Source organism: Stenotrophomonas sp. YJH_SMC_4, from assembly GCF_059371575.1.
Map to the genome: position 1 here is coordinate 1 of NZ_JCAFUR010000017.1, position 21,189 is coordinate 21,189.

Consider the following 21,189-nt stretch of genomic DNA (forward strand, 5'->3'; position numbering starts at 1 on the left):
CCGGCCAGCGGCCGGCACTACCAGATGGTGATTCACCTGCCATCCGGGGCGCGATGCCGGCCAGCGGCCGGCACTACCGGGTGGTGATTCACCTGCCACCTTGGGCGCGATGCCGGCCAGCGGCCGGCACTACCAGGCGCGGGGTTCACCCGCCACGCACGGCGCTCTGGGATGATGCAGGCATGGTTCGGCCCGACCTTCCCGCGGATCCGTCTTCGCCGTTGCGCCGCCGGCTGCTGCGCGCGGCGGTGCTGGCGCCGTTGGCCAGCATGCTCGCCACCCTGCCCGGCTGCTCGCTGCCGGTGCAGGTGGATGGCACCTTCCTGCAGCCGTGGCGCAGCCACCTGCAGTGGGGCCTGGCCGACTGGCAGCGATCCTTGAAGCTTGCGCGTACGTTGGGCTGCCGTCAGCTGGTGCTGCAGTGGACTGGCATCGTCGGTGGCAGCGACGGCGACTGGTCGCTGCCCGACGGCAGCCTGCAGCAGCTGTTCACCGCGGCCAGCGAGAACGACATCCGCATCCGCGTCGGCCTGCCCTTCCAGCAACGCTGGTGGCAGGCGATCGGGGCCGACGATGCCACGCTGCAGGCGTTCCTGGCCGACAGCCTCGCGCATGCACGCAACTGGTTGGCACAGGCCCCCTGGGCGCAGCAGCCGGCCTTCGAGGGCTGGTACCTGCCCTACGAACTGGAGCAGTACCACTGGGCTGACCCGGCCCGCCAGCAGTGGCTGGCGCAATGGCTGCACCGGCTGGTGGAGGCCGCCAGCGCGCGCGGCGGCGACTGTGCGATTTCCTGCTACTTCAGCCGCCTGCAGACCGACGGCAACCTGGTCATGCTGTGGCAGGCGGTGCTGGCACAGGCCACGCTGCGGCCGATGGTGCAGGACGGCGTGGGCGTTGCCGGCGCTGGCAACGTGCAGCAGCTGCAACCGCTGCTCGATCATTTCCACGCACACGGCATCGGTTTCGATGCGATCGTTGAGTTGTTCCGCGAGCTGCCCGGCGGTCCCGCTGATGGCAGCGGGTTCAAGGGCGAAACCGCCGATGCCGCGCGCATCCAGCGGCAGCTGGCGTGGGCACGCGACAGCGGTGCGCAGCACGTGCTGGTCTATGCGCTGGAGCCGTGGCTGACCCAGGACACGCCGCAGGCCGCGGCGCTGCGACGACGTTGGGGCCTGCCTCAGTAGTAGAGGATGGCGGTGGCGAACAGGCCCTTGGCACGCTGCGTATCACCACCGCCGATCGCGAAGCGGTACTGCACGGTCAGGTCCAGGTAGGAACGCGGCGTGTTGTAGTGGTCCTCGCGGAACCAGTAGCGCACGCCCACGCCTGGCCCTGCGCCGAATGACCAGCTGCGCTGCGTATCGTTGAGCGCGAACGACTGCGCCGGGAACAGCGGGGAACGGATGTCGTGCACCCGCGAGCGCTGGTCCAGCCAGTCCGCCCCCACCACCACATACGGCGTGACCACCCAATGAGTCTGCCCGGCACCAAAGCGGAAGCTGCGCCCGGCGCGTAGTTCACCGGCAGCGAACCACTGTTTGCGATGCAGGCGGCCGTTGGCATCGCCGATTCGACGCACCGGCGTGCCATTGGCATCGAGTGCATCGAGGGTGAAGTGCGCGCTGTTGTCATCCCAGGTATAGCCGCCCTGCGCGTAGCCGCTGACCATCCACCACTGGTTGACGTCGGTGCGCAGATCGGTGCCGTGGTAATAGCCATAGGTCAGGTAGGACATCCAGCCACCGGAATCGCTGGCCAAGCGGTAGCGGGCCAGCGTGCTGGCTTCCAGTGGCGGGTTCCGGGCCAGCTGCAGGCGGCACTGCACGGCCGCCGATGCGGGGTAGACCTCGCCCTGGCGGGTTGCGCTGCCGAGGAACTGGCGGCGCTCGATGCCGGCGCTCAGGCCGGTCTGGCCGAAGGCGTAGCGCATGCCGAACGAAGCGATGGTGGACGGCCAGCCGGTGGTGGAACGCGAATGGCTGAGGCGTTCGGCGCGTGCACGCGCATCCGGCGTTGATTCGCCGGTGCACGGGTCCACCGCGCGGATCGATTCGTAAGTGCCACCCTCGTCGTACAGCGTGTTGAGCAGGCGTGCGTAGAGTTCCAGCGTGCCATGCTGGTCGTTGAAGGCCGGGGGCCGCCAGAACGCCTCCAGCGTGCTGAACACCGAATCGCCCGGCGTGCTGATCGCTGCACCGCCGACATTGGTCGCCGCCTGGCGCGCACCACGGAAACCCGCCGAGGCGATCACGCCCCACTCGCGCGAGTAATTGGCGATGGCATTGCGCACGTTGTAGCGTTGGCGCTCATCCAGTGGCAGCTCACCGGCATCGGCGCGATCAATGGCGCTACGCAGCAGCGTCACCGCCTGTGGATGGTCACCGTTGGCAGCGCTGGCGTAGGCCTGGTCGAGCACTACGCTTTTCGGTGCCCTGCCGGTGGCCTCGGCGGCCCGGAAGTCAGCCAGTGCGCGCGCCGGCTCATGGGCCTTCTGGTTGAGGTAGCCGCGCTGCATCAGCGCCCCCGCGTCATCAGGGCGCTGTGCCAGTGCCGCATCCAGGCGCTGCCGCGCTTCGTCCTGCTGGGCACGGTTGCCCGCCGCCAGCGTGGTGGTCAGCAGGCCTTGCAGGTTCGCGTCGTCCGGCGCGAGTTGCACGGCCTGCCGTGCCTCACCGATGGCATCGGCGTAATCCTGGCGCGCATAGGCAGCGTAGGCACGCTGTGCGGCACCACCATCGCCCTGCAGGTCGGCCGGCATCAGCTCGCAGACGCTGCCGCTGTCAACGGACTGGCAGTGCTGGACTGGTGCCAGGTACGCTTCGGCACCGATGCGGGGAAGCTCGCGACTGGAGCGGATCGCCCGGCTGCGTTGCTCGATGCCCTGCTGCAAAAGCTGCTGTGACCGTGCATCGCCTTCACCTGCCGGTACCGCCGCCTGCAACGGTGCCAGCAGTGCAGCTGCGCGCAACCGATCGCCTGCGGCCAGCGCCGCATCCACCGCCAGCAGGCGCACGTTGCGCTGCTGCATTGCTGACCCCGGCGCAGCGAGTGCGGTGTCGAAGTCCTCATTGGCGAGCACGGTATTGCCCTGGCGCTGGCGCAGGTAGCCGCGCATCACCCGTGCATTGAGATCCTGGCCGTCGGCCTGCAACGCCTGGTCGGCACTGCGCTCAGCGTCGGCCAGTTGATCGCCCTGCAGCTGCGCGGTGATCAGCAGCAACCGGTATGAAGCAACGTCGGGGGCCAGCTCCACGGCAGCGTGCGCCTGCTCAATGGCGGCGGCATTCTCACCTGCAGACAGCGATTGATAGGCCTGCTGGGCCAGCAGCAGCGCGCGTTGGCGGCCCAGTGCCACCCGCCGCGCGCGCAACTCCTCAACATTCGGTGCGCCCAGCTGCAGCGCGGTACCGATGGCGGCGTCGGCCTGTCCGGGCTGTTGCTGTGCCTCCAGCGCCGCCACCCACAGCAGCGCCCATGCGCCCTGTTGCGGCTGCTGCCGGAACGCCTGCTCGGCCTTGCTGGCGGCGACGCCCATCTGGCCGGCGTCGTAGGCCGCATAGGCTTCGGTTGCCAGCATATAGGCCTGCCGGCTATTGCGGTCGGTCACCGTTGCGGGTGCACGCGGTACCGCTCCGGTACGCGCCGCACCTGTGCTCGTCCTGGGCGCAGCGGCCAGCGCCGGCAAGGCCGGATCCTTCAACCCCGCATCCAGTGCACGACGTGCCTGCTGCTGCGCCTCGGCACCCCGCCCCAGTTTCTGCAGCGCATAGATCTGCAGCAGGCGCAGCCGCACCACGTCCGGGCGCAACCGGATCGCTTCGCTGGACTGCCGGTAGGCCGCGGGGTAATCGCCACGTTCATAGGCGGCAAACGCCTGCTCGGCGATGCGGTAGGCGGCACCGGACAATGGCAGTGGTGCATCGGTCTGTGCCAGCACCGGCGCGGCGGCCGTGGCCAATGCCACGGTGATGACAGTGGACAGCAGCGTGGTCTTCATGCCGGCAAGGCTCCGGGCGGCGGTGACTGCAGCGTGGCCGCACGCCGGCGCTGCTCCTGCATGGCCTGGGCCACGGCCTCTTCAGTGGTGATGCCCTGCTTGACCAGGTAGTCGCCGATGCGGCCGTCGCGCTGCGGCATGTAGTCGTCCAGTGCGATCTCGAAGCGTGCGTGATCGATCAGGCGCATTTCCACCAGCAGATCGCCCAGCAGGGGCACGTTGTCCAGCTGCCATTGCCGGTCGCCACCGATCAGCCGCAGGCCGGCGTTGATCTCGCTTTCGCGGGCGATACTCTGTTCAATGTGGTTGCTGCGCGTTTCCTGCTTCAGCAGGGCCAACGCGTCTTCGGGCAACGGGCTGGCTACGGCCAGCCGCAGGGTGCCTTCCTGGCGCGGCGGCAGCGGCAGCATGCGCCATTGCACGCAGGCATCGGCACTGATCGGGAACTGGCAGGCGCGCAGGTAGTCCACGTCGATAACCGCGCGTGGCAGGTCACCCTGGAAGGCGATGGCCTCGGCCAGCGTTTCATCATCCAACCAGCCCTGGGTGAGCAGGATGCGGCCCAGCGGTTGCTGGCGGCCTGCCTGCTGCTGCTCCAGCGCCTGCTGCAGGCGTTCGGGTTCCACCGCCTGCCAGGTGGTCAACAGCTCACCGAGCTGCTTGCGGGTCTGCACCAGCTGCGCCGCATCGGGGAAGTCGTGCATGGTCTTGTCCCAGACCATGCGCTTGCCGAACAGCAGGTAGGCCAGGAACACCTTCCAGGCACGGGCGGTGGCCATGAAATTGATCATGTTGCCGACCACCATGCGCGGGATGGACATCAGCGCGTGCTCCCAGCCGTACAACCGGTTGACGAAGTAGAAGCGCTGCACGACCCGGGTCGCCAGCGCTGCGGTGGTCAGCAGCGCGACATTCATCTGCCAGGTACCGGCCTGGAACACGCTGGGAAACTGCATCGTCCACAGCCCGGTCATCTTCAACAGCCAGAACAGCAGCAGTTGCAGGAAGATGATGTAGGCGACGATGCTGACGAACGAGGTGATGATGCCTTTTCGGTCACGCGCCAGCAGGTACTTGGTGGCCAGCGAGCCACGCCAGCCCAGCGACTCCCAGCTCTGCAGGCCGATGCCCAGCACCCAGCGCGCCTTCTGCCGGTACGACGCGCGGAAGTTGTCGGGGAAGTACTCGCGCACGCACAGCGCCATCTGCTGGGTGCGCTCGCGCACCGGCCCCCAGCCGAACCAGGATGGGCGGCGCACGCGGAACTGCACGGGGAAGCGGGCGAAGATCGACTGCATGCCCATGGCTGCCAGCCTCGCACCGACGTCGTAATCCTCGGTGAGGCTGTCGGTGTTGAAAGGCTGGTTGTCGGTCTGCGCGCTCAATGCCAGCAGCGCGCGCCGCGAGAAACAGGTACCAACACCGGCCGACGGCACCATGCCGGACACGCTCTCGCGCACCACCAGATCCTTGGCGTGCCATTCGGCGAATTCGTCCATGTAGACCCCGGCCACCAGTTCGTACCACTCGCGGTCCAGTGAGGTGACCGGCAGCTGGATCATGTCCTTGCGCGGCAGCAGGTAGTTGTAGAAACGCAGTTCCATCGGGTGCAGCACGTCCTCGCTGTCGTGCAGGATCACGCCGGCGAATTCGATGTCGTGGCGCTTTTCGTAATCGAAGATCGCCAGGATCAGCCAGTTCAGGCAGTCGGCCTTGCTGGTCGGCCCGTCGTGCGGCACTTCAACGCGGCGCAGGCGCTTGTAGCGGCGGCGCATGCGCTCGACTTCATCGATGGTCTGCTGGTCGTTGGGATAGGTGCCGACGAACACGACGTACTCGCGGTAGTCGAGCACGTTGATCATGTTTTCCACCATCTGCGCGATGACGTCGTACTCCATCCACGCCGGCACCATGATTGCCAGCGGCTGTTGCGGCCGCTGCATCAGGTCTTCCTGAGTCAGCGGCCGGTACGCTTCGCGGCGCTTGATGGTAAGCGCGCGCCAACTCTCGCGCACCCAGTACCAGACGTCGATGAACAGATCATCGAGGCTGGAGATCAGGATCAGCACGGCCACCGCCGCCGCCGTGGTTTCCAGGACGGCGTAGTAGTTGGCCAGCTGGATGTTCCAGAACAGACCGTCCACGGTGGATCAGTGCCCTGTGTTGGCGGACTTGCGGCGGCGCACCTGGGTGACGCGGGCGGCCAGCAGCGCGAACACGATCACGCCGACCAGCAGCAGCAACCAGACCATGTGCCGTTCCCACTTTGATTGTGGATTGCCATCCTGGGCAACGTGGCTCCCGTAAGGATCCTGGCGATCAAACTCACGCACGGCATCATTGCCGTCGAGCACCGCCAGATCACCGCGCAGCAGCCGGAACGGTGCGCCGAACGACGGTGCCTGTGCACCCAGATCGCTGTACAGCACGCCAAGCTGGCCGCCGGAGGTGCCGACCTGCACCACCGCGGCGCGATCCAGGCCGCTGACATCCAGCAGCGGCTGAGGCTTCCCGCCGATCAGCAGGTGGCCGTCCTTCAGGCCGGCCACATCGACACCCGACGGCGCCACACCGAAAGCCAGCCACGGCGCACCCGGGCTGATCGCCGCACCGGCATCGACCACCTTCAGCTCCGACGCCTCTGGCGAGGCCCCCACTGCACTGGCCACCGCGATCACCTTGCGCAGCGATGCCGGCGCGTCCTGCAGCCACGTAGCGGGCACGAACATCTGGTTGCCGCGTGACAGCTGGCTGCTGGCACCGACGAAGTCACTGCCCAGCGAACGCTTGGCCAGGGTCAGGTGGCTGCTGGGCAGGATCGAGACCGGATACGCGGTGGCCGGATCGTGGCAATAGGGGCGTGCCGGCTGGCGCAGGAAGCTGACGCGGATCTCGTTGCGTGCCGACAGCGCGTAGGCCGGCACCTTGGCCACCAGCCGTTGCGGCTGGCCGTTGGCCGACAGCACCTTGCCGCCCAGCAGGTAATCGTTGAAATGGATCGTGGCCACCGCGCCCTGCCCGGCCGCATTGGGGGCCGCCGAGACGTCGATCACCACCTCCTCGGGCAGGCGCCCATCGGCCGACAACGCGCCGAGGTCGAAGCTGGCGCTGCGGTCCGCGCGGGTCACGACATCCATCGTGCCGGCGATGTTGCCGAGTCGGCTCAGCAGCACCTGGTCACCGTCCAGCTTCGGCGTGCCCGCTGCGCTGACCTGCAGGCTTAGGCCCAGTGCATAGCTGCGCCACTGCTCGGCGAACAGCCCGGCGACCTTGCCCGCCGCCGCCGGGTCGACTACCAGCGTCGGACGGCCGGCAACGGCCACCACGCGGACCGAGGCGGTGGCCGTGGGCTTTTCCAGGCCACCCATGTCGGTACCGCGCCACGCGGCGAACGCCGTGCCCGCGTCGGCGCCAGCGGTGGCAACCTGTGCGGCCAGCGCATCCAGTGCCGTGCGCACGCCAGCGCGCAGCGCATCGCTGCCGATCATCACCTCTGCGGCCAATGGCCCACTGTCACGCAGCGACAGCAGTGCCCCCACTTCGGCCAGATCCTTGATCGCATGCACGCGCTCGCCATTGGCCAGCGCGGCATAGGCCGGCACGACCTGCAGGCTGGCCGGGATGCTGATGCCGGTCAGGTCGACGCTGTCACCGACCTTGGGCAGTGCCACCACCTGCACCTGCTTGCCACCGGCCTGCAGGGCCGCGCCAATGCGCCAGGCCGCGTCATAGATGGGGGCCTGCAGCGCCTTGCCGTCCACCAGCAGGCGCACCTGCGGGGGCAGCGCGCCCCAGGCCTTGGCCACGGTGTCCACGGCGCGGCCGTCGAAGCGGTAGCTGAAGCGCGAGTCCGGCGACAGCCGCAGCACGTTGGCCGGCGCGCTCTGGTCGGCACATTGGTAGTCGGACACGATCGACCACCAGCCGACGCCGACCCGCACGAAGCCGTTCTGGCGGGGTTCGCCATCGATGGCCAGCAGCTGGCTGGCGTCACCCTGTGCGTCGGTGATCGAGCGTGCGGCGATCGGATCGCCATCGACCGACCACAGGCCGGACGTGCGCCCGGCGTGGCCGCGCACGTAGCGCCCATCCAGCTGCAGCTGCGCATCGTGAGTGGCGACACCGGCCGGCACCGGCAGGTAGATCTCGCGCTGGCTCTCCTGCCCGCTGAGCACCAGCGGTTGGCGGAAACCGAGTTCACGCAGGGTCATCTGCCGGCTGACCGTGCTGTCGCCGCTCCACTCGGCGAACTGGCCGGCGACGCTGTCGGCGGCATGGGCACTGCCAACCACGCCCGACAGGACGAACGCGGCGGCGGATGCAAACAGGGGAGAGCGGCCGGTCTGGGTCATGGCGTCACTTCGCGTGGGTGGGGGTGGACGGCGCCGCTGCTGCGGAGGCCGGGCGAGAATTCGGGAAGCGGCGTGCCACGCAGGGCGGCGACGATGCGCGCGCTGGCACGGCCATCGCCGTAGGGGCTGGCGTGGGGATCGAAGCGGGTCGGGTGCGGTGGTTGTGCCAGTGCCGCATTGACAGCTTCGACAATGCGCGAGGGCGCGGTGCCGACCAGCGTCACCACACCGGCCTCGACCGCCTCCGGGCGTTCGGTGACGTCGCGCATGACCAGTACCGGTTTGGCCAGCGCCGGTGCCTCTTCCTGCACGCCACCGGAGTCGGTGAGGATGACGTCGGCGCGCTGCATCAGCCGCACGAAGCGCAGGTAGTCCTGCGGCGGCACCAGGTGCACGTTGTCGAGATGGCCGAGGTGGGCGTTCACCGGGCCCTGCACGTTCGGGTTCAGATGCACCGGGTACAGCACCTGCAGGTCCGGCCGCCGTGCCAGTTCAGCCAGCGCACGGCAGATGTCCTCGAAGCCCTGCCCGAAGCTCTCGCGGCGGTGGCCGGTGACCAGCAGCAGGCGACGATCGGGGTCAAGCATGTGGAAGGGTTCGTCAGCCCGCGCACGCAGCGCCGGGTCGGCATCCAGGCGCTCTACGGTCTGCTGCAGGGCATCGATGACGGTGTTGCCGGTGACCAGGATCTGCCCGCCCAGGTGTTCACCGGCCAGGTTGGCGCGCGAGCTGGGCGTGGGCGCGTACAACTGGTCGCCGACCACATCGATCACCCGCCGGTTCATTTCCTCCGGCCACGGCCGGTTGATGTCACCGGTGCGCAGTCCGGCCTCGACATGACCGATCGGAATGCGGTGGTGGAACGCGGCCAGCGCGGCGGTCATCGCCGTGGTGGTATCACCGTGCACCAGCACCCGGTCGGGACGGACCTGCGTGTAGAGCGCGTCAAGCCGTTCGAACAGCCTGGAACACAGGCCATTGAGGGTCTGGTTGGGCACCATGACATCCAGGTCATGGTCGGCGGTGATCTCGAACAGCGACATCACCTGGTCCAGCATCGCCCGGTGCTGGCCGGTGATGCAGACCACCGATTCGATGTCCGCAGCCTCGGCCAGGGCCCGCACCAGCGGCCCCATCTTGATCGCTTCCGGTCGCGTGCCAAACACCGACAGGACCTTCACCGCAGCGCTCCGGACAGCCGGTGCGGGGAAATGCCAGGAGCTGTAGCCACGTCTGGATCCTTTCGGCGTTCCCGTCCAATACCCGCAGGCAGGAGACGGTCACCTCATGAGGAAACTCCAAAATCGCGACGTACATCACATTCGAATGATGGTACGCGCGTCGTGGCATTGATCTTCATCGTTGGAAGATCAAGACGCAGTCAACGCCGCCCGTGTCACGGGCGACGTTGCGGTGGAACGCAGCAGTGGCTGCGGCCTGGGGCCGCCTTACTCGTACTGGATGGTGAAGGTGGCCTGGCCGTTCGCGACACCGGCACCGACCGTGCCGGCCTGGGTCTGCACATAGCGGGCGCGCAGCGGCAAGGTCATCGTGCTGGTGCCGGGGGTGGTGGTACCGACATTGACGGTCTGGCCGAAGCGCACTTCGCGCTCGGTGGTGCCATCGCGCTGGACCATCTGGATGCCGATGCGGGTGGCGCTGTTGGTGGCCGCACTGAGCTTCAGCACGCCCGGCATGTTCGAGCTGTCCTGATCGGCATCGAGGCGGATGCCGATCTTGCTCTGGTACTGCGCGACATTGCTGCCCTGGCAGTTCAGGCGGATCTCGAAATCGCGGTCAACGGCCTTGGAACCGACACCGGTGAAGGTAGTGTTGGGCACGCTGCCGAAATCGACGGCGATATTGCGGCTGCCGGCCTGCACTTCACAGGTCGGGCTGACCACGGTGGTGCCCGAGCCCTTGAAGGTCGAGGTCAGTTCCGGACGGCCAGGGCCGTCGCCGTCGAGATAATAGGTGGTGAAGCGGCCGTTAGGCGCGATGATGCCCGAGCCCGTCTGCGCGGCGGTCTTGATCAGCTCCACCCGGAAGCGGCCACCGTTGAGGGTCAACGTCCGGCTGCCCCCCAATTGCAGGGTATGCGGGTAGTAAGTCTGGATGGTGCCCGAATCACGATAGACACGAATGCCCACCCCGGCTACATCGGTGGCATAGACGTTGCTGAAACCCGGGACCGCGTTCTGCTGCGCGGCGTTGACGAAACGGCCATTGGCACTACCGCCCCAGCGATCGCAGTAACCGATGCTGTCGCGCTGGTTGATAGGCACGATCAGCTCCTTGATCACACCACCGACGGGCAGACTGGGCAGGATTACGATCTGCCCCATGTCCATCTGCACGTCCTGCGCGACAAAGCCCTGTTGGGTGATGTAGCAGGTCGCCAACGCCGGGCTGGCCACGGCAATACCAGCCAATATGGCCACCGCACTCAGCGCCTTGCGGCCACGGGAAGAGATCATCGGCATGCTGCCTCCAGCGGGATGAAGCCGGTCTTGGACGCATCGGCGCCCGCCGGAACCTGGTAATCGACGGTGCAGCGCTGGTCGGCGCCGGCGCCCCACTCCACCAGCAGGCGGCCCTGGTTCTTTTCACTGCGCACGTACAGGCGGCCACCCTGGCTGACCATGCCCACCGGCTGGCCCTGCTCATCCTTGACCTGCGCACCGAACGGCATGGTGCGGCCATCCGGGTTGCGCACCTGGATCAGCAGCGCGTTGCCCTTGCGGGTATCGAAGCGCAGGTAGCTGATGGCACCGGCGAACGGCGCGATCGACTGGCTGGTGCTTTCCAGCTCGACGTCGTGGGCCATGCCCTGCGGGTCGAGGGTGACGGTATTGAGGCGGTACGGCGACACGTACGGGACCACCGCGTAGCCGCGGCCATCGACGCGCAGGCCCGGGGCGTTGCTGACGATCGCATCGCGTGCGCCCGGCGCTTCCACCAGCACCATGGTGTCGCCACGCTGCGGGGTGAAGGTGAAGCCGCCCGGATGCACGACCACGCTGCCGTTGGCACCGACCGAAGCCTGGCGGAAATCGCGCGAGTGGCTGTAGGTCGCGTTCAACGCGGAGTAGCGGCTGCGGTACTCGGCGTTGCCGACCGCGGTGGTGCCACCTTCGCGGGAATCGGACAGCGCCACGCCGTAGCTGAAGTTGTTGTCGACACCGGCCGAACCGGTGATGCCGACGCGGCTGTTGTCGTAGCCACCGCGGTCGCGCACGCCGAGATCGGCGCTGAACGACACCGGGTGGGAACCACGACCCAGCGGCACGCTCATCGACAACAGGTACTGGGTGTCGGAACGGCCCAGCACGCCCTCTTCGGTGCGCAGCGCCGAGAAGCCGTAGTTCACCGAACGCCAGGCGTTGTTGTAGCCCACCTGGTACTGCTTGGAGGTGCCGGAACGGTCGTAGAAGTCACGCACCGAACCGGTCACGTACAGCGCGCCGCCGCGACGGCCCAGCGGCTGGTTCAGCGTTACCTGGAACTGGCTGCGCTGGCGGCCACGGGTGGTCGGATCGATGCCGCGCTTGTCCGAATCACGGCCGTACAGCGCGTCCTGCAGGCTGTAGAAGCCTTCGGTCGAATAGCGGTAGGCGGCCAGGGTCAGGTTGGTCCCGGTCTCGCCGATCATGTTGCTGTAGCTCAAGCGCACGCTGGCACCGGTGTGGTTGCCGTAGTGATCGAACGAGGTACGCGCATGGGTGACGTCGGCAGCGAATGCGCCGACCGGCGTGGACAGACCGACGCCGTACAGCAGCGACAGGTAGCCATCGCTCAGTGCACTGCCACCGTACAGGGTCAGCTGGTTGCCGATACCGCGCTGGTAGGTGCCCTGCACCAGCCACGGCTCATCGGCCAGCAGCTTGTTGCGCACCTGGCCAGCCGTCAGCGAGTAACGCGACACGCCTTCGCGCAGCATCTGCGGCACCGAACCGAACGGCACCTTGAATTCGCGGCGGCGGCCATCGGCCTCGATCACGCTCACTTCCAGATCACCGCCGTAACCGGTCGGGTACAGGTCGTCGATGACGAAGCTGCCCGGCGACACGGTGGAGGAGTAGATCAGCTGCTCGTTCTGGCGCACTTCGATGCGCGCGTTGGTCTCGGCGATGCCGCGCACGACCGGCGCGTAACCGCGCAGCGAATCGGGCAGCATGCGGTCGTCGCTGGCCAGGCTGGCACCGCGGTAACCGATCGAATCGAACAGTTCACCGGTGGTGTAGGCCTCACCGATGGTGAGCATGCCGCGCACCTGCGGAATGCCGCGCTGCGCATAGGTGGCGATGCTCTGCCAATGGCGGCCGTCGCCCTCGGACCAGGTCAGGTTCGAATCGTGGCGGAACTGCCAGCCACCCAGGTTCATGCCGGCGTTGAGGCCGAGGTAGGCACTGCGGTTGCGCTGGCCACCTTCGACGCGGCTGTCGCTGTCGATGGCATTGAAGCTGTAACCGACGAAACCGGCATTGATGCCACGGTCCCACAGCGCCGGGTTGACGTAGCCACGCGCCTCGCGGCGCAGGAACACCTGCGGGATGCTCAGGTCGTAGCGCAGGTTGCCGCTGTCATAGACACCATAGGCATTGGCCATGCGCTGCTGGACCGGCACGCAGCTGGTCTTGTCGGTGGGCACGGACGGATCCTGCTGCAGCAGCACGGCCTCGCTGTCCACGCCCATTTCTTCCAGCATCGGCAGCGGCAGGCAGGCGTCGACACGGCCCTGCGCATCGGCCTTGAACTGCAGATCGCGACGGCCCTGCCAGGCACCGTTGACGTACACGTCGACACGATAGTTGCCGGCCACCATCGGGTTGCCGTTGCTGAAGGCCGCCAGGTCGACCTGCTTGGCCTGGCCAGACAGGAAGCTGGAGTTGAACTGGGCCGATTCCGGTGCTCGCGCATTGGCCGCACCACTCTGCGCCATCAGCGCCTGTTCGCCGAGATTGGCCGGAGCAGCCAGCGCCCATCCTGGGCAGGCCACGCCAGCAACCAACAGGCAAAGCGCCTGATGGATCGACAATGTCAATCTGTTTCCGATCACACTGACATTCCTTCAATTCGCCGCACAGCGGCGGTGGCGGGATGCGCAGGCCAGGGGCCGGCGCGGCGCGTTCAGCCCCCGGTGCTGCCGAGGCGGATGGTGTGTTCCACCCGGCCGCCGTAGTCGTTGATGGTGATGAAGCGGACCTGGTCGGTGCCCGCCGGTGCGGCGAACTCCAGGCTCTGCTTCGGCGCGACCATCGCGCCCTTGTCCTCGACGGCCTTTTCACTGCTGCCGGTCACGGCATGTACTTCGGCCAGAGTGACGTGGAAGGGGCTCGGGTTTTCCACCCGCAGGCGGTCGCCATTGCGGGTCCAGCGCAGCGCTGCCGGTGCATCGTTGGCGACGCCCTTCAGGCCCTGCGGCCGGTAGAAAAGCTTCAGGCGCGAACGAAACGCGACCTGCAGGTAATTCTGTTCGCCGCTGTCAGCGTTGTCCGGGGACGGCGGCACATCCAGCACGTTGAGCCAGAACACCGACTCGCGGTCGGTCGGCAACTGCGCGCCGGAGAAGATCAGTCGCAGCGCCTGGCTGCGGCCCGGCTCGACGCGCGCGATCGGCGGCGTCAGTACGAACGGGGCATCGCTGGTATCGGCGGTCTGGTTGGCGTCGCCGCTGTCGATCCAGGCCTGCACCAGCGCCGGCGAATCGCCCACGTTGTCGACCTGCACGGTGACTTCGCGCGCCTGCGCCGGATAGATCACTCGCGTGCCATTGACCACCACGCCGGCCAGAGCGTTCTGGCAGAAGGGCAGCGTGAACGCTGCCAGCAGCAGCGCCCGGGGAAAGAATGCTTTCATCGGAAGTACTACGCTCGAGGTATGTGGCCAGGGGCCGCGATGCACTGGCCGGCGCGTACGCCGGCCAGTGCGGGTACGGCTACGATCAGTTGTAGATGATCGTGTACTTGACGCTGCTGGTGACGTCGCCCGGGGTGGCGGCGGCAGTGGCGTAGTACTCAGCGTAGTAGTTCAGGTCGGCCGAGCCGTCGGTGCCGACGGTGACCCACTGCGAGTTGGTCTGGGCCAGGCCAGCGCCGGCAGCCTTGATCGGCAGGACCTGGTTGTTCGAGCCCAGCAGCTGCAGCTGCACGTTGGTGGCAGCGTTGGCCGAGGCCTGGTTCAGCAGGCGGCCGGTGTTGAAGTCAACGGTCGAACCCGGCTCGAAGTAGGTCGCGACGTTGCCGGCGCTGCACTTGGTCAGGTTGATGGCGAACGGGGTACGACCGGCAACGGCACCGGCGGTGGCCAGGGTGTTCTTGGACACGGTCGGCAGGTTGACGGCGAAGTCCTTGCCGCCCGGGGTCGAGATGGTGCAGGTCTTGTCGGTCACCTTGCCGTTGAAGGTGATGGTGCCGTCGGCGGCGTTGGCGGCCAGCGGAGCGGCGGCCAGCATCAGAGCGGCAATGAGGTTGATCTTGTGCATTCGCTTTTACCTAACCCTACTGAAGAGATGAGAAGTAGAGGAGGAAGCAAGGAGCACTGCCGGGCTATCAAGACCCATCCTTGCGTCTCACCTGTGGCCGGACTCGGACATACCTTCCCCTGAATCCGTGACGCAAGTATAGGCACAACTGTGATGAAAGTCTCATTATTTTTCTGAACGCCAATTCATTGACGCCTCAAATGTGACGTGTTAGGCGAAATCATTATTGGGGGAGCGCAAGGAATTTGACGGTGGCCGGATCAGGCCACAGACGACCCTGCATGACGCACCTGGTGGCGCATTCGGCATGCGCGTAAACAGGCCTTTTTAAGGCGGAAATCACCTTATTTGATGCGCATCACTCTTTGTTGGTGATGGCCCTAGCAGATTCGGAATCGTCCTATTAAAGACGGATCGAACCTGTCGCTAACTAGGACACACCGAACCAGAGAACGTGTCATGAGAACCTCCCTTCTGCTGTGCGTGGCCCTGATGTCCGTCAGTGCGCTGGCCCAAGCCAGCAGCGGCAGCATTCGTTTCAGCGGCCGTATCGCCGAGCCGGGCTGCATGACCAACCTGTCCCAGGGCGAGCTGAGCCTGGCGGCCTGCCCGCCGTCGGCCAAGGGCTCGACGGTGGCTGTGACGGCGCTGGCCGATGGCCAAGCCGCGACGCTGCGCGACGGCAAGCGCCAGGGGCAGAAGCTGTCGGTGTCGGCCAGCGCGATGCGCGCCGGCGATATCGCCTTCTCCGAGCGCTACAGCGTGCAGGCTTCGAAGCAGCAGCCGCTGCAGGGCGCCTACCTGGTGGTGGTCGACTACCTGTAAGCCGACGTGTTTATGCCGGCGGCAGCTCGAAGACCTGGCGCAGGTAGGCCAGGTAGCCGGGGTCGTCGCACATGCTCTTGCCCGGCGAATCGCTGAGCTTGGCCACCGGCTGGCCGTTGCAGCGGACCATCTTGATCACGATGTTCAGCGGCGTCGGACCCAGATCATTGGTCAGGTGGGTGCCGACGCCGAACGCGACCTGGCAGCGACCACGGAAGTAGTCGTACAGGCGCATGACCTTGGCGATGTCGAGCCCATCGCTGAACACCAGCACCTTGCTGCGCGGATCGACGCGGCGCTGCTGGAAGTGCGCCAGCATGCGGTCGCCCCAGTCGAACGGATCGCCCGAATCGTGGCGGACACCGTCGAACAGCTTGCAGAAGTACATATCGAAGTCGCGCAGGAACGCATCCAGGCCGACCACGTCGGACAGCGCGATGCCGAGGTCGCCGCGATACTCGCGTGCCCACGATTCCAGCGCCGCCACCTGCGAGTCACGCAGGCGTGGGCCCAGCGCCTGGAAGGCCTGCAGATACTCATGGGCCATGGTGCCGTGCGGGGTCATGCCATACAGGCGGGCGAAGTGCACGTTGCTGGTGCCGACCAGCTGCGGGCCCAGTGCATCGCGCAGCAGCGGCAGCAGGCGCGCGTGCCAGTCGCGCGAGTAGCGGCGGCGGCTGCCGTAGTCGGCGATGCGGCACTGTTCGAAACCGGGGGTATCGCGCAACAGCGCGGCCTTGGCCTGCAGGCGGCGCTCGCCTTCGGCGAAGTCAGGCGTGGTGGTGTTGCGGAACCAGACTTCGTTGATGATCGCCAGCAGCGGCACTTCGAACAGGATGGTGTGCAGCCACGGGCCGGTGATGTCCAGTTCGATCTCGCCGGGCACGGTCTTCGACGCGCGCAGCTGGATGTACTTGCGGTCGAGGTGGAACAGGCCGAGGAAATCGGCGAAGTCGGGCTTCACGAAGCGCAGGCCACGCATGTAATCCAGCTCCGCGTCGCTGAAACGCAGGCTGCACAGGTGGTCGATCTCTTCGTCGATCTGGTCGATGTAATGGGCCAGGTCGATGCCGGGCGTGCGGCACTTGAACCGGTACTGCACCTGGGCACCGGGGTGCTGGTGGAGCACCGCCTGCATCATGGTGAACTTGTACAGGTCGGTGTCGAGCAGGGACTGGATGATAGGCATGGGGCGGATTATGCGCCCAGCAGGGTGAACCGGGGGCGCGGCCAGTGGATCCACACCACGCGTGGATGACCCTATCCATGCAGCCGAGCGTGGGCTCGGCTCTACAACGACTTGCGCACCAGGCGCGGCACCAGCATCAGGGCGTGGGCCCAGATCGCGCCCCATACCGCAACACGCACCGGCAGCGAACGCTGCTTCGCTTCGAACTTCTGGAAATAGCGCCACAGGCCCCGGTGCTTGTGCCATTCCACGAAGAACGGCCGCGAACGGCTGGAGACGCCACGAACGTGGACGACCTGCAGGTCATTGGCGATGGCCACCACCGCCCCCGCTTCGCGCGCGCGCCGGCACAAGTCCAGGTCTTCGGCGTGCAGGCGATAGCCGGCGTCCCAGCCACCGATGCGGTCGAACAGCGCACGCGGCATCAGCAGCAGCGCGCCAGACAACGCCGGCACCCGCTGCAGCGCCTGCTGCGGATCGCGCGGGACCGACAGCTTCGAGCCTTTGCCGGGCGAACGCAGCATCAACAGGAAATCCGGATCACGACGGCGCACGGCCTCGTCGGCATGGCCATGCTCGTCCAGCTGTTCGACACCCAGCAGGCAATCCCCCAACCGTTCGGCACGGCTGCGCAGCTCGGCCAGAGTATCGGGCTCGACCATCAGGTCCGGGTTGATGAAGGCCAGCCACGGGCTGTGCGAATCGGCCACCCCCTGATTGTTTGCGGCGGCAAAGCCGGGATTGTCCGGATTGCCGACAAAACGCACGCGCGGGTCGTGGCTGGCATGGCGCTGCACGATATCCAGCGTGCCATCCATCGAGCCGTTGTCGATCACCCGGATCTCGGCCACGCCCCGCGCCTGGCGCAGACGGGAGAGACAGGCATCGATGGTGCTGCCGCTCTGGTAGGTGACGACGATGGCGGCGATGGCAACATTCAAACGGGTGGCTCCGGCGCGGAAGGAACGAACAGGTCGCCCTGTTCCTTCGGCATTATCGCCTGCCGCATGCGCTGCTGCAGGTCGGCACGCAGCCCGTGCAGCGGGTCGTGCATCAGGAAGTCCGCCAACCGAGGCACCCAGCCCGGCCAGCGCGCGGCCAGCGCTTCAAGATCGCCGTCACGGCTGACCGCCTCCCCCGCCCGGCTGACGAAGGCGGTCTCGCACAGCACGTTGCGCCATCCCAGGCCGGCCATGCGCAGGCTCAGGTCCACCAGCGCCGCGTTCCAGCCGGCGTAGCTGTCCACGTCCAGGCCCCCGGCACGTCGACGCGCGTTGCCCCGCACCAGCACCGCATGGGTGACTGCGGACGGCAGCTCGGGGTGCAGGGTTGGCAATGTGGCACAGGTATGCGCCAGCAGGGCCGGATCATGGGGTTCGGGATTGATTTCGCCCAGCCGTGGCCACGCAGCGGTTTCGCCGGCATTGCACCACGGGGTTGCGGTGGCGATGGCGGCATCGCGGGCGAAGGTGTCCTGCAGCTGCTGCAGCCAGCCCGGCGCGGGCACGCTGTCCGGTGCCAGCACCGCCACGTCCATGCCATCGCAGGCGCGCAACATCTCGTCCAGGTGGGCCACCTCGCCCAGCGGCCGCGCGCGGCGGGTGTACTCGGCCTGCAGTGGCGTATGCGCCAACCAGTGTTCCACCACCGCCTGCGCGCGCGGCCCGGTCTGCGCATCGTCGGCCAACCAGACCGCCGTGCCCGGCGCGGTGCCGGCATCCAGTGCGGCCAGGCAGCGGTCGAGCGCGGCATCGTCCACGCACAGCGGCAACAACACGATCGCCCCCATCCCGCCTCCGTGGTTGTCGTTAGCCACAGCCTAGCACCGGGAGGGTATCGGCCGGGTTGCACCCGGCACCCGCTTCAGGCCATGGCAACAGCAACAGCCGAAGCAAGAGCTGGGTTCCTGGGGTTGGCGGGGTGGGTCCGGTTGCGGGGGACGCTGCAAGTCCCCCTTTCGGGGCCCGGCCCAGCCGCTGGCGGCTGGGCCGGCCTGTGGGTTTACGGCGTGTCCTGCCAACCCACACCGCCCCGCCACCCCTCAGTAAACCCGCTGTTGCCGTTGCTCCGGCTCTGGCTCTGGCTCTGGCTCCGGCCTCTGCGGGTGCCGGGCGCAGCCCGACCGCAACCCCCTTAATTCTTTGCGCGCGGCTGGTTCAGCGGCTCCATCGCGCGGAAGCGCTGGCTGTACTCGTCGGTCAGATTCCGCGCTTCCTGCCCGTTACGCACGATGCTCGGGGTCAGCAGCACGATCACTTCCGAACGACGGCTGGTGCGGCTCTTCTGCCCGAACAGCGCGCCGACCACCGGAATCCGGCTCAGGCCGGGAATGCCGCTGCTGCCATCGGTGGCCGAATCGGTGATCAGGCCGGCCAGCATGATGGTGTCGCCGCTCTGCACCGCCGCTTCGGTCGACAGCTTCTTGGTGGAAATCCGCGGGTTGCAGTTGCGCTCGGTCGGATTGCAGTTGTCGGGCACGTTCGAGGCGCTGCTCACTTCCTGCACGATATCGAGGAACACCGTGCCATCGCGGGTTACGCGCGGGCGCACCTTCAGGATCACGCCGGTGTCGATGTACTGCACCGAACTGTAGGTGCCGGTGCCGATACCGGTGTTGACCGTGGTGGTGTTGATCGGCACCTTGTCGCCCACGTTGAGCGTGGCCTCGGCGTTGTTGCGCACGAACACCGAGGGGGTCTGCAGCAGGCGTACATCGGTGACCTTGTCCAGCGCGCTCACCACCGCCGCACCATTGTGGCCGGTGAATGCCCAGCCCAGGCCTTCGCCACCGGTCGCGGCACCGGCGAAGCTGCTCCAGGAGCCACCCGCTGCTGCCGGCAGGGTCACGCCGCCCAATGCTCCCGTCAGTGCACGCCCGGCCACGGCATTGTCGAAGAACCAGTTCACGCCGTACTTCAGGTCACCATCCAGCGACACCTCGGCCACCTGGGCTTCGATGTGCACCTGCAGCGGCATCACGTCCAGCTTCTCGATCACCTCGCGGATCGAGCGCCAGGCCTGCGGGGTCGAACGCACCAGCAGGGTATTGGTCTCCTCCACCGCCGACACGCCCACGCGATCGCCTTCCACTTCCAGGCTGACGCTGACGTTGCCGGACTGGCGCTGCGGCAGGTTCATGCTGCCGTTGCCGGCACCGCTGGAACCACTGCCCGGGGTCGAACCGAAACTGCTGCTGTTGTTGCTGTCCATGCCGCGCTCGCCATCGCTGCCCAGCTGCGATGGAATCGCGCCGGGTGCCAGCGATGCCGGGCTGGAGCCGCCACGATTGCCGCTGCTGGCGAAGGCTTCACTGAGGCGCTCGGCCAGGTCGCGCGCCTTGATGTAGCGCAGCTCGTAGGAGAACAGGCGGGCGCTGCCACCGGCGGTATCGATACGGTCCAGCCACTGCTGGATCTGGTCCAGGTAACGCACCTGCGGGGTGATCACCAGCACGGCGTTGGCGTTTTCCAGCGGCAGGAAACGGAACATGCCGGCGCTAGGGGTCTTGCTCTCCTCGCCGAACACCTTCTCCAGATCGGCAGCGACCTGCTCGGCCTTGCCCGACTGGATCGGGAACACGCCCACCGACATGCCCGACAGCCAGTCGACGTCGAAGATCTCGACGGTGCGCATGTAGTTTTCCAGCTCGGCGCGGGTACCGCCCAGGGTGATCACGTTGCGGCCGCTGTCGACGTTGACGATGGCATTGGGCCGCGCATAGGGCTCCAGCACCTTCTTCATCTCGGTGGCGGAGATGAACTGCAACGGGATCACCCGTACCTCGAAGCCACGCGCACTGGCTGCAGGCGCCGTGCTCGGCGCAACCGTACCGGCCAGCGCCTGGTCGGCAGCGACGATGTTGTAGCGGCCACCGCTGTAGACCATGCGGGCGTTGTTCCAGCCCAGCACCATCTCCAGCAGGTTCAACGCCTGCGCCGGCGACACCGGCTTGGGCGTGGCCAGGGTCACCGTGCCCTGCACGCCCGGTGCGATCACGTAGTTCTGGCCCAGCATGTCACCGAGGATGGCCTTGACCACCGCGTGCACCGACTCGCCTTCGAAATTGAAGGTTGCTTCACCGGTGCTGGCGCCATGCAGCGCCGGTGCCGGTGCACGTGCTGCTTCGCGGTTGATCATGGTGCCGGTGCCACGGCGGATCACCGCCTGCGGAGCGCCCTGGGCGTCACGGGCAGCATCTGCTGCGACATCAGCTGCCTGGCCGGCCTCGGCAGTCGGCGACAGATTGCCCTTGCGCTGCACATGCGGCGCGGACACGGTGCTGCAGCCGACCAGCAGCGCGAGGGCAAAGGACCAGGGAAGAAAACGCAGGCTCATGCAT

At 67.1% G+C, this 21,189-nt stretch carries 14 protein-coding genes; 2 read left to right on the top strand and 12 right to left on the bottom strand.

Annotated elements, in window-relative coordinates; all coding sequences use genetic code 11:
* Positions 1 to 182 precede the first annotated feature (182 nt).
* Positions 183 to 1,187, top strand: a complete 1,005-nt coding sequence (locus AC5P9F_RS17220) for a DUF4434 domain-containing protein (RefSeq protein ID WP_044569513.1) — start codon at positions 183 to 185, stop codon at positions 1,185 to 1,187.
* Here AC5P9F_RS17220 and AC5P9F_RS17225 read toward each other — a convergent pair.
* The 8 genes from AC5P9F_RS17225 to AC5P9F_RS17260 all read right to left on the bottom strand — a co-directional run bounded on the left by AC5P9F_RS17225 (position 1,181) and on the right by AC5P9F_RS17260 (position 14,836).
* Entirely contained in the window at positions 1,181 to 4,000 is a 2,820-nt protein-coding gene (locus AC5P9F_RS17225) for an NfrA family protein (RefSeq protein WP_049461021.1), read from the bottom strand. The genes AC5P9F_RS17220 and AC5P9F_RS17225 overlap by 7 nt on opposite strands.
* Positions 3,997 to 6,144 carry a glycosyl transferase family protein gene (locus AC5P9F_RS17230; protein WP_197614418.1) on the bottom strand — a complete coding sequence of 716 codons (2,148 nt, stop codon included), beginning with the start codon at positions 6,142 to 6,144 and terminating at the stop codon, positions 3,997 to 3,999. Before AC5P9F_RS17230 ends, AC5P9F_RS17225 begins: the two co-directional genes overlap by 4 nt.
* 6 nt (positions 6,145 to 6,150) lie before the next feature.
* Positions 6,151 to 8,352, bottom strand: coding sequence for a hypothetical protein (locus AC5P9F_RS17235; protein WP_274850042.1), 2,202 nt, complete (start codon positions 8,350 to 8,352; stop codon positions 6,151 to 6,153).
* The gene (gene wecB / locus AC5P9F_RS17240; RefSeq protein WP_005408042.1) at positions 8,349 to 9,533 is read right to left on the bottom strand and encodes a non-hydrolyzing UDP-N-acetylglucosamine 2-epimerase; all 1,185 of its coding nucleotides are present in this window, start codon (positions 9,531 to 9,533) and stop codon (positions 8,349 to 8,351) included. Before wecB ends, AC5P9F_RS17235 begins: the two co-directional genes overlap by 4 nt.
* A gap of 267 nt (positions 9,534 to 9,800) precedes the next feature.
* Positions 9,801 to 10,835, bottom strand: a complete 1,035-nt coding sequence (locus AC5P9F_RS17245) for a fimbrial protein (RefSeq protein ID WP_005408041.1) — start codon at positions 10,833 to 10,835, stop codon at positions 9,801 to 9,803.
* Positions 10,826 to 13,390, bottom strand: a complete 2,565-nt coding sequence (locus AC5P9F_RS17250) for a fimbria/pilus outer membrane usher protein (protein ID WP_005412212.1) — start codon at positions 13,388 to 13,390, stop codon at positions 10,826 to 10,828. Before AC5P9F_RS17250 ends, AC5P9F_RS17245 begins: the two co-directional genes overlap by 10 nt.
* 92 nt (positions 13,391 to 13,482) lie before the next feature.
* The gene (locus tag AC5P9F_RS17255; protein ID WP_005408039.1) at positions 13,483 to 14,211 is read right to left on the bottom strand and encodes a fimbrial biogenesis chaperone; all 729 of its coding nucleotides are present in this window, start codon (positions 14,209 to 14,211) and stop codon (positions 13,483 to 13,485) included.
* Positions 14,212 to 14,296: 85 nt separating this feature from the next.
* Positions 14,297 to 14,836, bottom strand: a complete 540-nt coding sequence (locus tag AC5P9F_RS17260) for a fimbrial protein (RefSeq protein WP_005408038.1) — start codon at positions 14,834 to 14,836, stop codon at positions 14,297 to 14,299.
* Between the two features lie 459 nt (positions 14,837 to 15,295).
* Between AC5P9F_RS17260 and AC5P9F_RS17265 the strand changes: the two genes are divergently transcribed.
* Positions 15,296 to 15,661, top strand: coding sequence for a hypothetical protein (locus tag AC5P9F_RS17265; RefSeq protein WP_005408037.1), 366 nt, complete (start codon positions 15,296 to 15,298; stop codon positions 15,659 to 15,661).
* A gap of 10 nt (positions 15,662 to 15,671) precedes the next feature.
* Here the strand turns inward: AC5P9F_RS17265 and pncB are convergent, their stop codons facing one another.
* The 4 genes from pncB to gspD all read right to left on the bottom strand — a co-directional run bounded on the left by pncB (position 15,672) and on the right by gspD (position 21,185).
* Entirely contained in the window at positions 15,672 to 16,850 is a 1,179-nt protein-coding gene (gene pncB / locus AC5P9F_RS17270) for a nicotinate phosphoribosyltransferase (RefSeq protein ID WP_005412211.1), read from the bottom strand.
* A gap of 101 nt (positions 16,851 to 16,951) precedes the next feature.
* Positions 16,952 to 17,791 carry a glycosyltransferase family 2 protein gene (locus AC5P9F_RS17275; RefSeq protein WP_495232005.1) on the bottom strand — a complete coding sequence of 280 codons (840 nt, stop codon included), beginning with the start codon at positions 17,789 to 17,791 and terminating at the stop codon, positions 16,952 to 16,954.
* A complete protein-coding gene (locus AC5P9F_RS17280; protein ID WP_005412209.1) occupies positions 17,788 to 18,639 on the bottom strand; it encodes a glycosyltransferase family 2 protein in 852 nt (283 codons plus the stop codon). The genes AC5P9F_RS17275 and AC5P9F_RS17280 overlap by 4 nt, the downstream gene beginning before the upstream one ends.
* 344 nt (positions 18,640 to 18,983) lie before the next feature.
* Complete coding sequence (gene gspD / locus AC5P9F_RS17285; RefSeq protein WP_099547445.1) at positions 18,984 to 21,185, bottom strand: type II secretion system secretin GspD; 2,202 nt, start codon at positions 21,183 to 21,185, stop codon at positions 18,984 to 18,986.
* Positions 21,186 to 21,189: the final 4 nt, after the last annotated feature.

Bases quoted from the DNA above. Each gene is read 5' to 3' on its own strand.
- AC5P9F_RS17220 (WP_044569513.1), top strand. From the start codon at position 183: ATGGTTCGGCCCGACCTTCCCGCGGATCCGTCTTCGCCGTTGCGCCGC.
- AC5P9F_RS17225 (WP_049461021.1), bottom strand. From the start codon at position 4,000: ATGAAGACCACGCTGCTGTCCACTGTCATCACCGTGGCATTGGCCACG.
- AC5P9F_RS17235 (WP_274850042.1), bottom strand. From the start codon at position 8,352: ATGACCCAGACCGGCCGCTCTCCCCTGTTTGCATCCGCCGCCGCGTTC.
- AC5P9F_RS17245 (WP_005408041.1), bottom strand. From the start codon at position 10,835: ATGCCGATGATCTCTTCCCGTGGCCGCAAGGCGCTGAGTGCGGTGGCC.
- AC5P9F_RS17255 (WP_005408039.1), bottom strand. From the start codon at position 14,211: ATGAAAGCATTCTTTCCCCGGGCGCTGCTGCTGGCAGCGTTCACGCTG.
- AC5P9F_RS17260 (WP_005408038.1), bottom strand. From the start codon at position 14,836: ATGCACAAGATCAACCTCATTGCCGCTCTGATGCTGGCCGCCGCTCCG.
- AC5P9F_RS17265 (WP_005408037.1), top strand. From the start codon at position 15,296: ATGAGAACCTCCCTTCTGCTGTGCGTGGCCCTGATGTCCGTCAGTGCG.
- pncB (WP_005412211.1), bottom strand. From the start codon at position 16,850: ATGCCTATCATCCAGTCCCTGCTCGACACCGACCTGTACAAGTTCACC.
- AC5P9F_RS17280 (WP_005412209.1), bottom strand. From the start codon at position 18,639: ATGGGGGCGATCGTGTTGTTGCCGCTGTGCGTGGACGATGCCGCGCTC.
- gspD (WP_099547445.1), bottom strand. From the start codon at position 21,185: ATGAGCCTGCGTTTTCTTCCCTGGTCCTTTGCCCTCGCGCTGCTGGTC.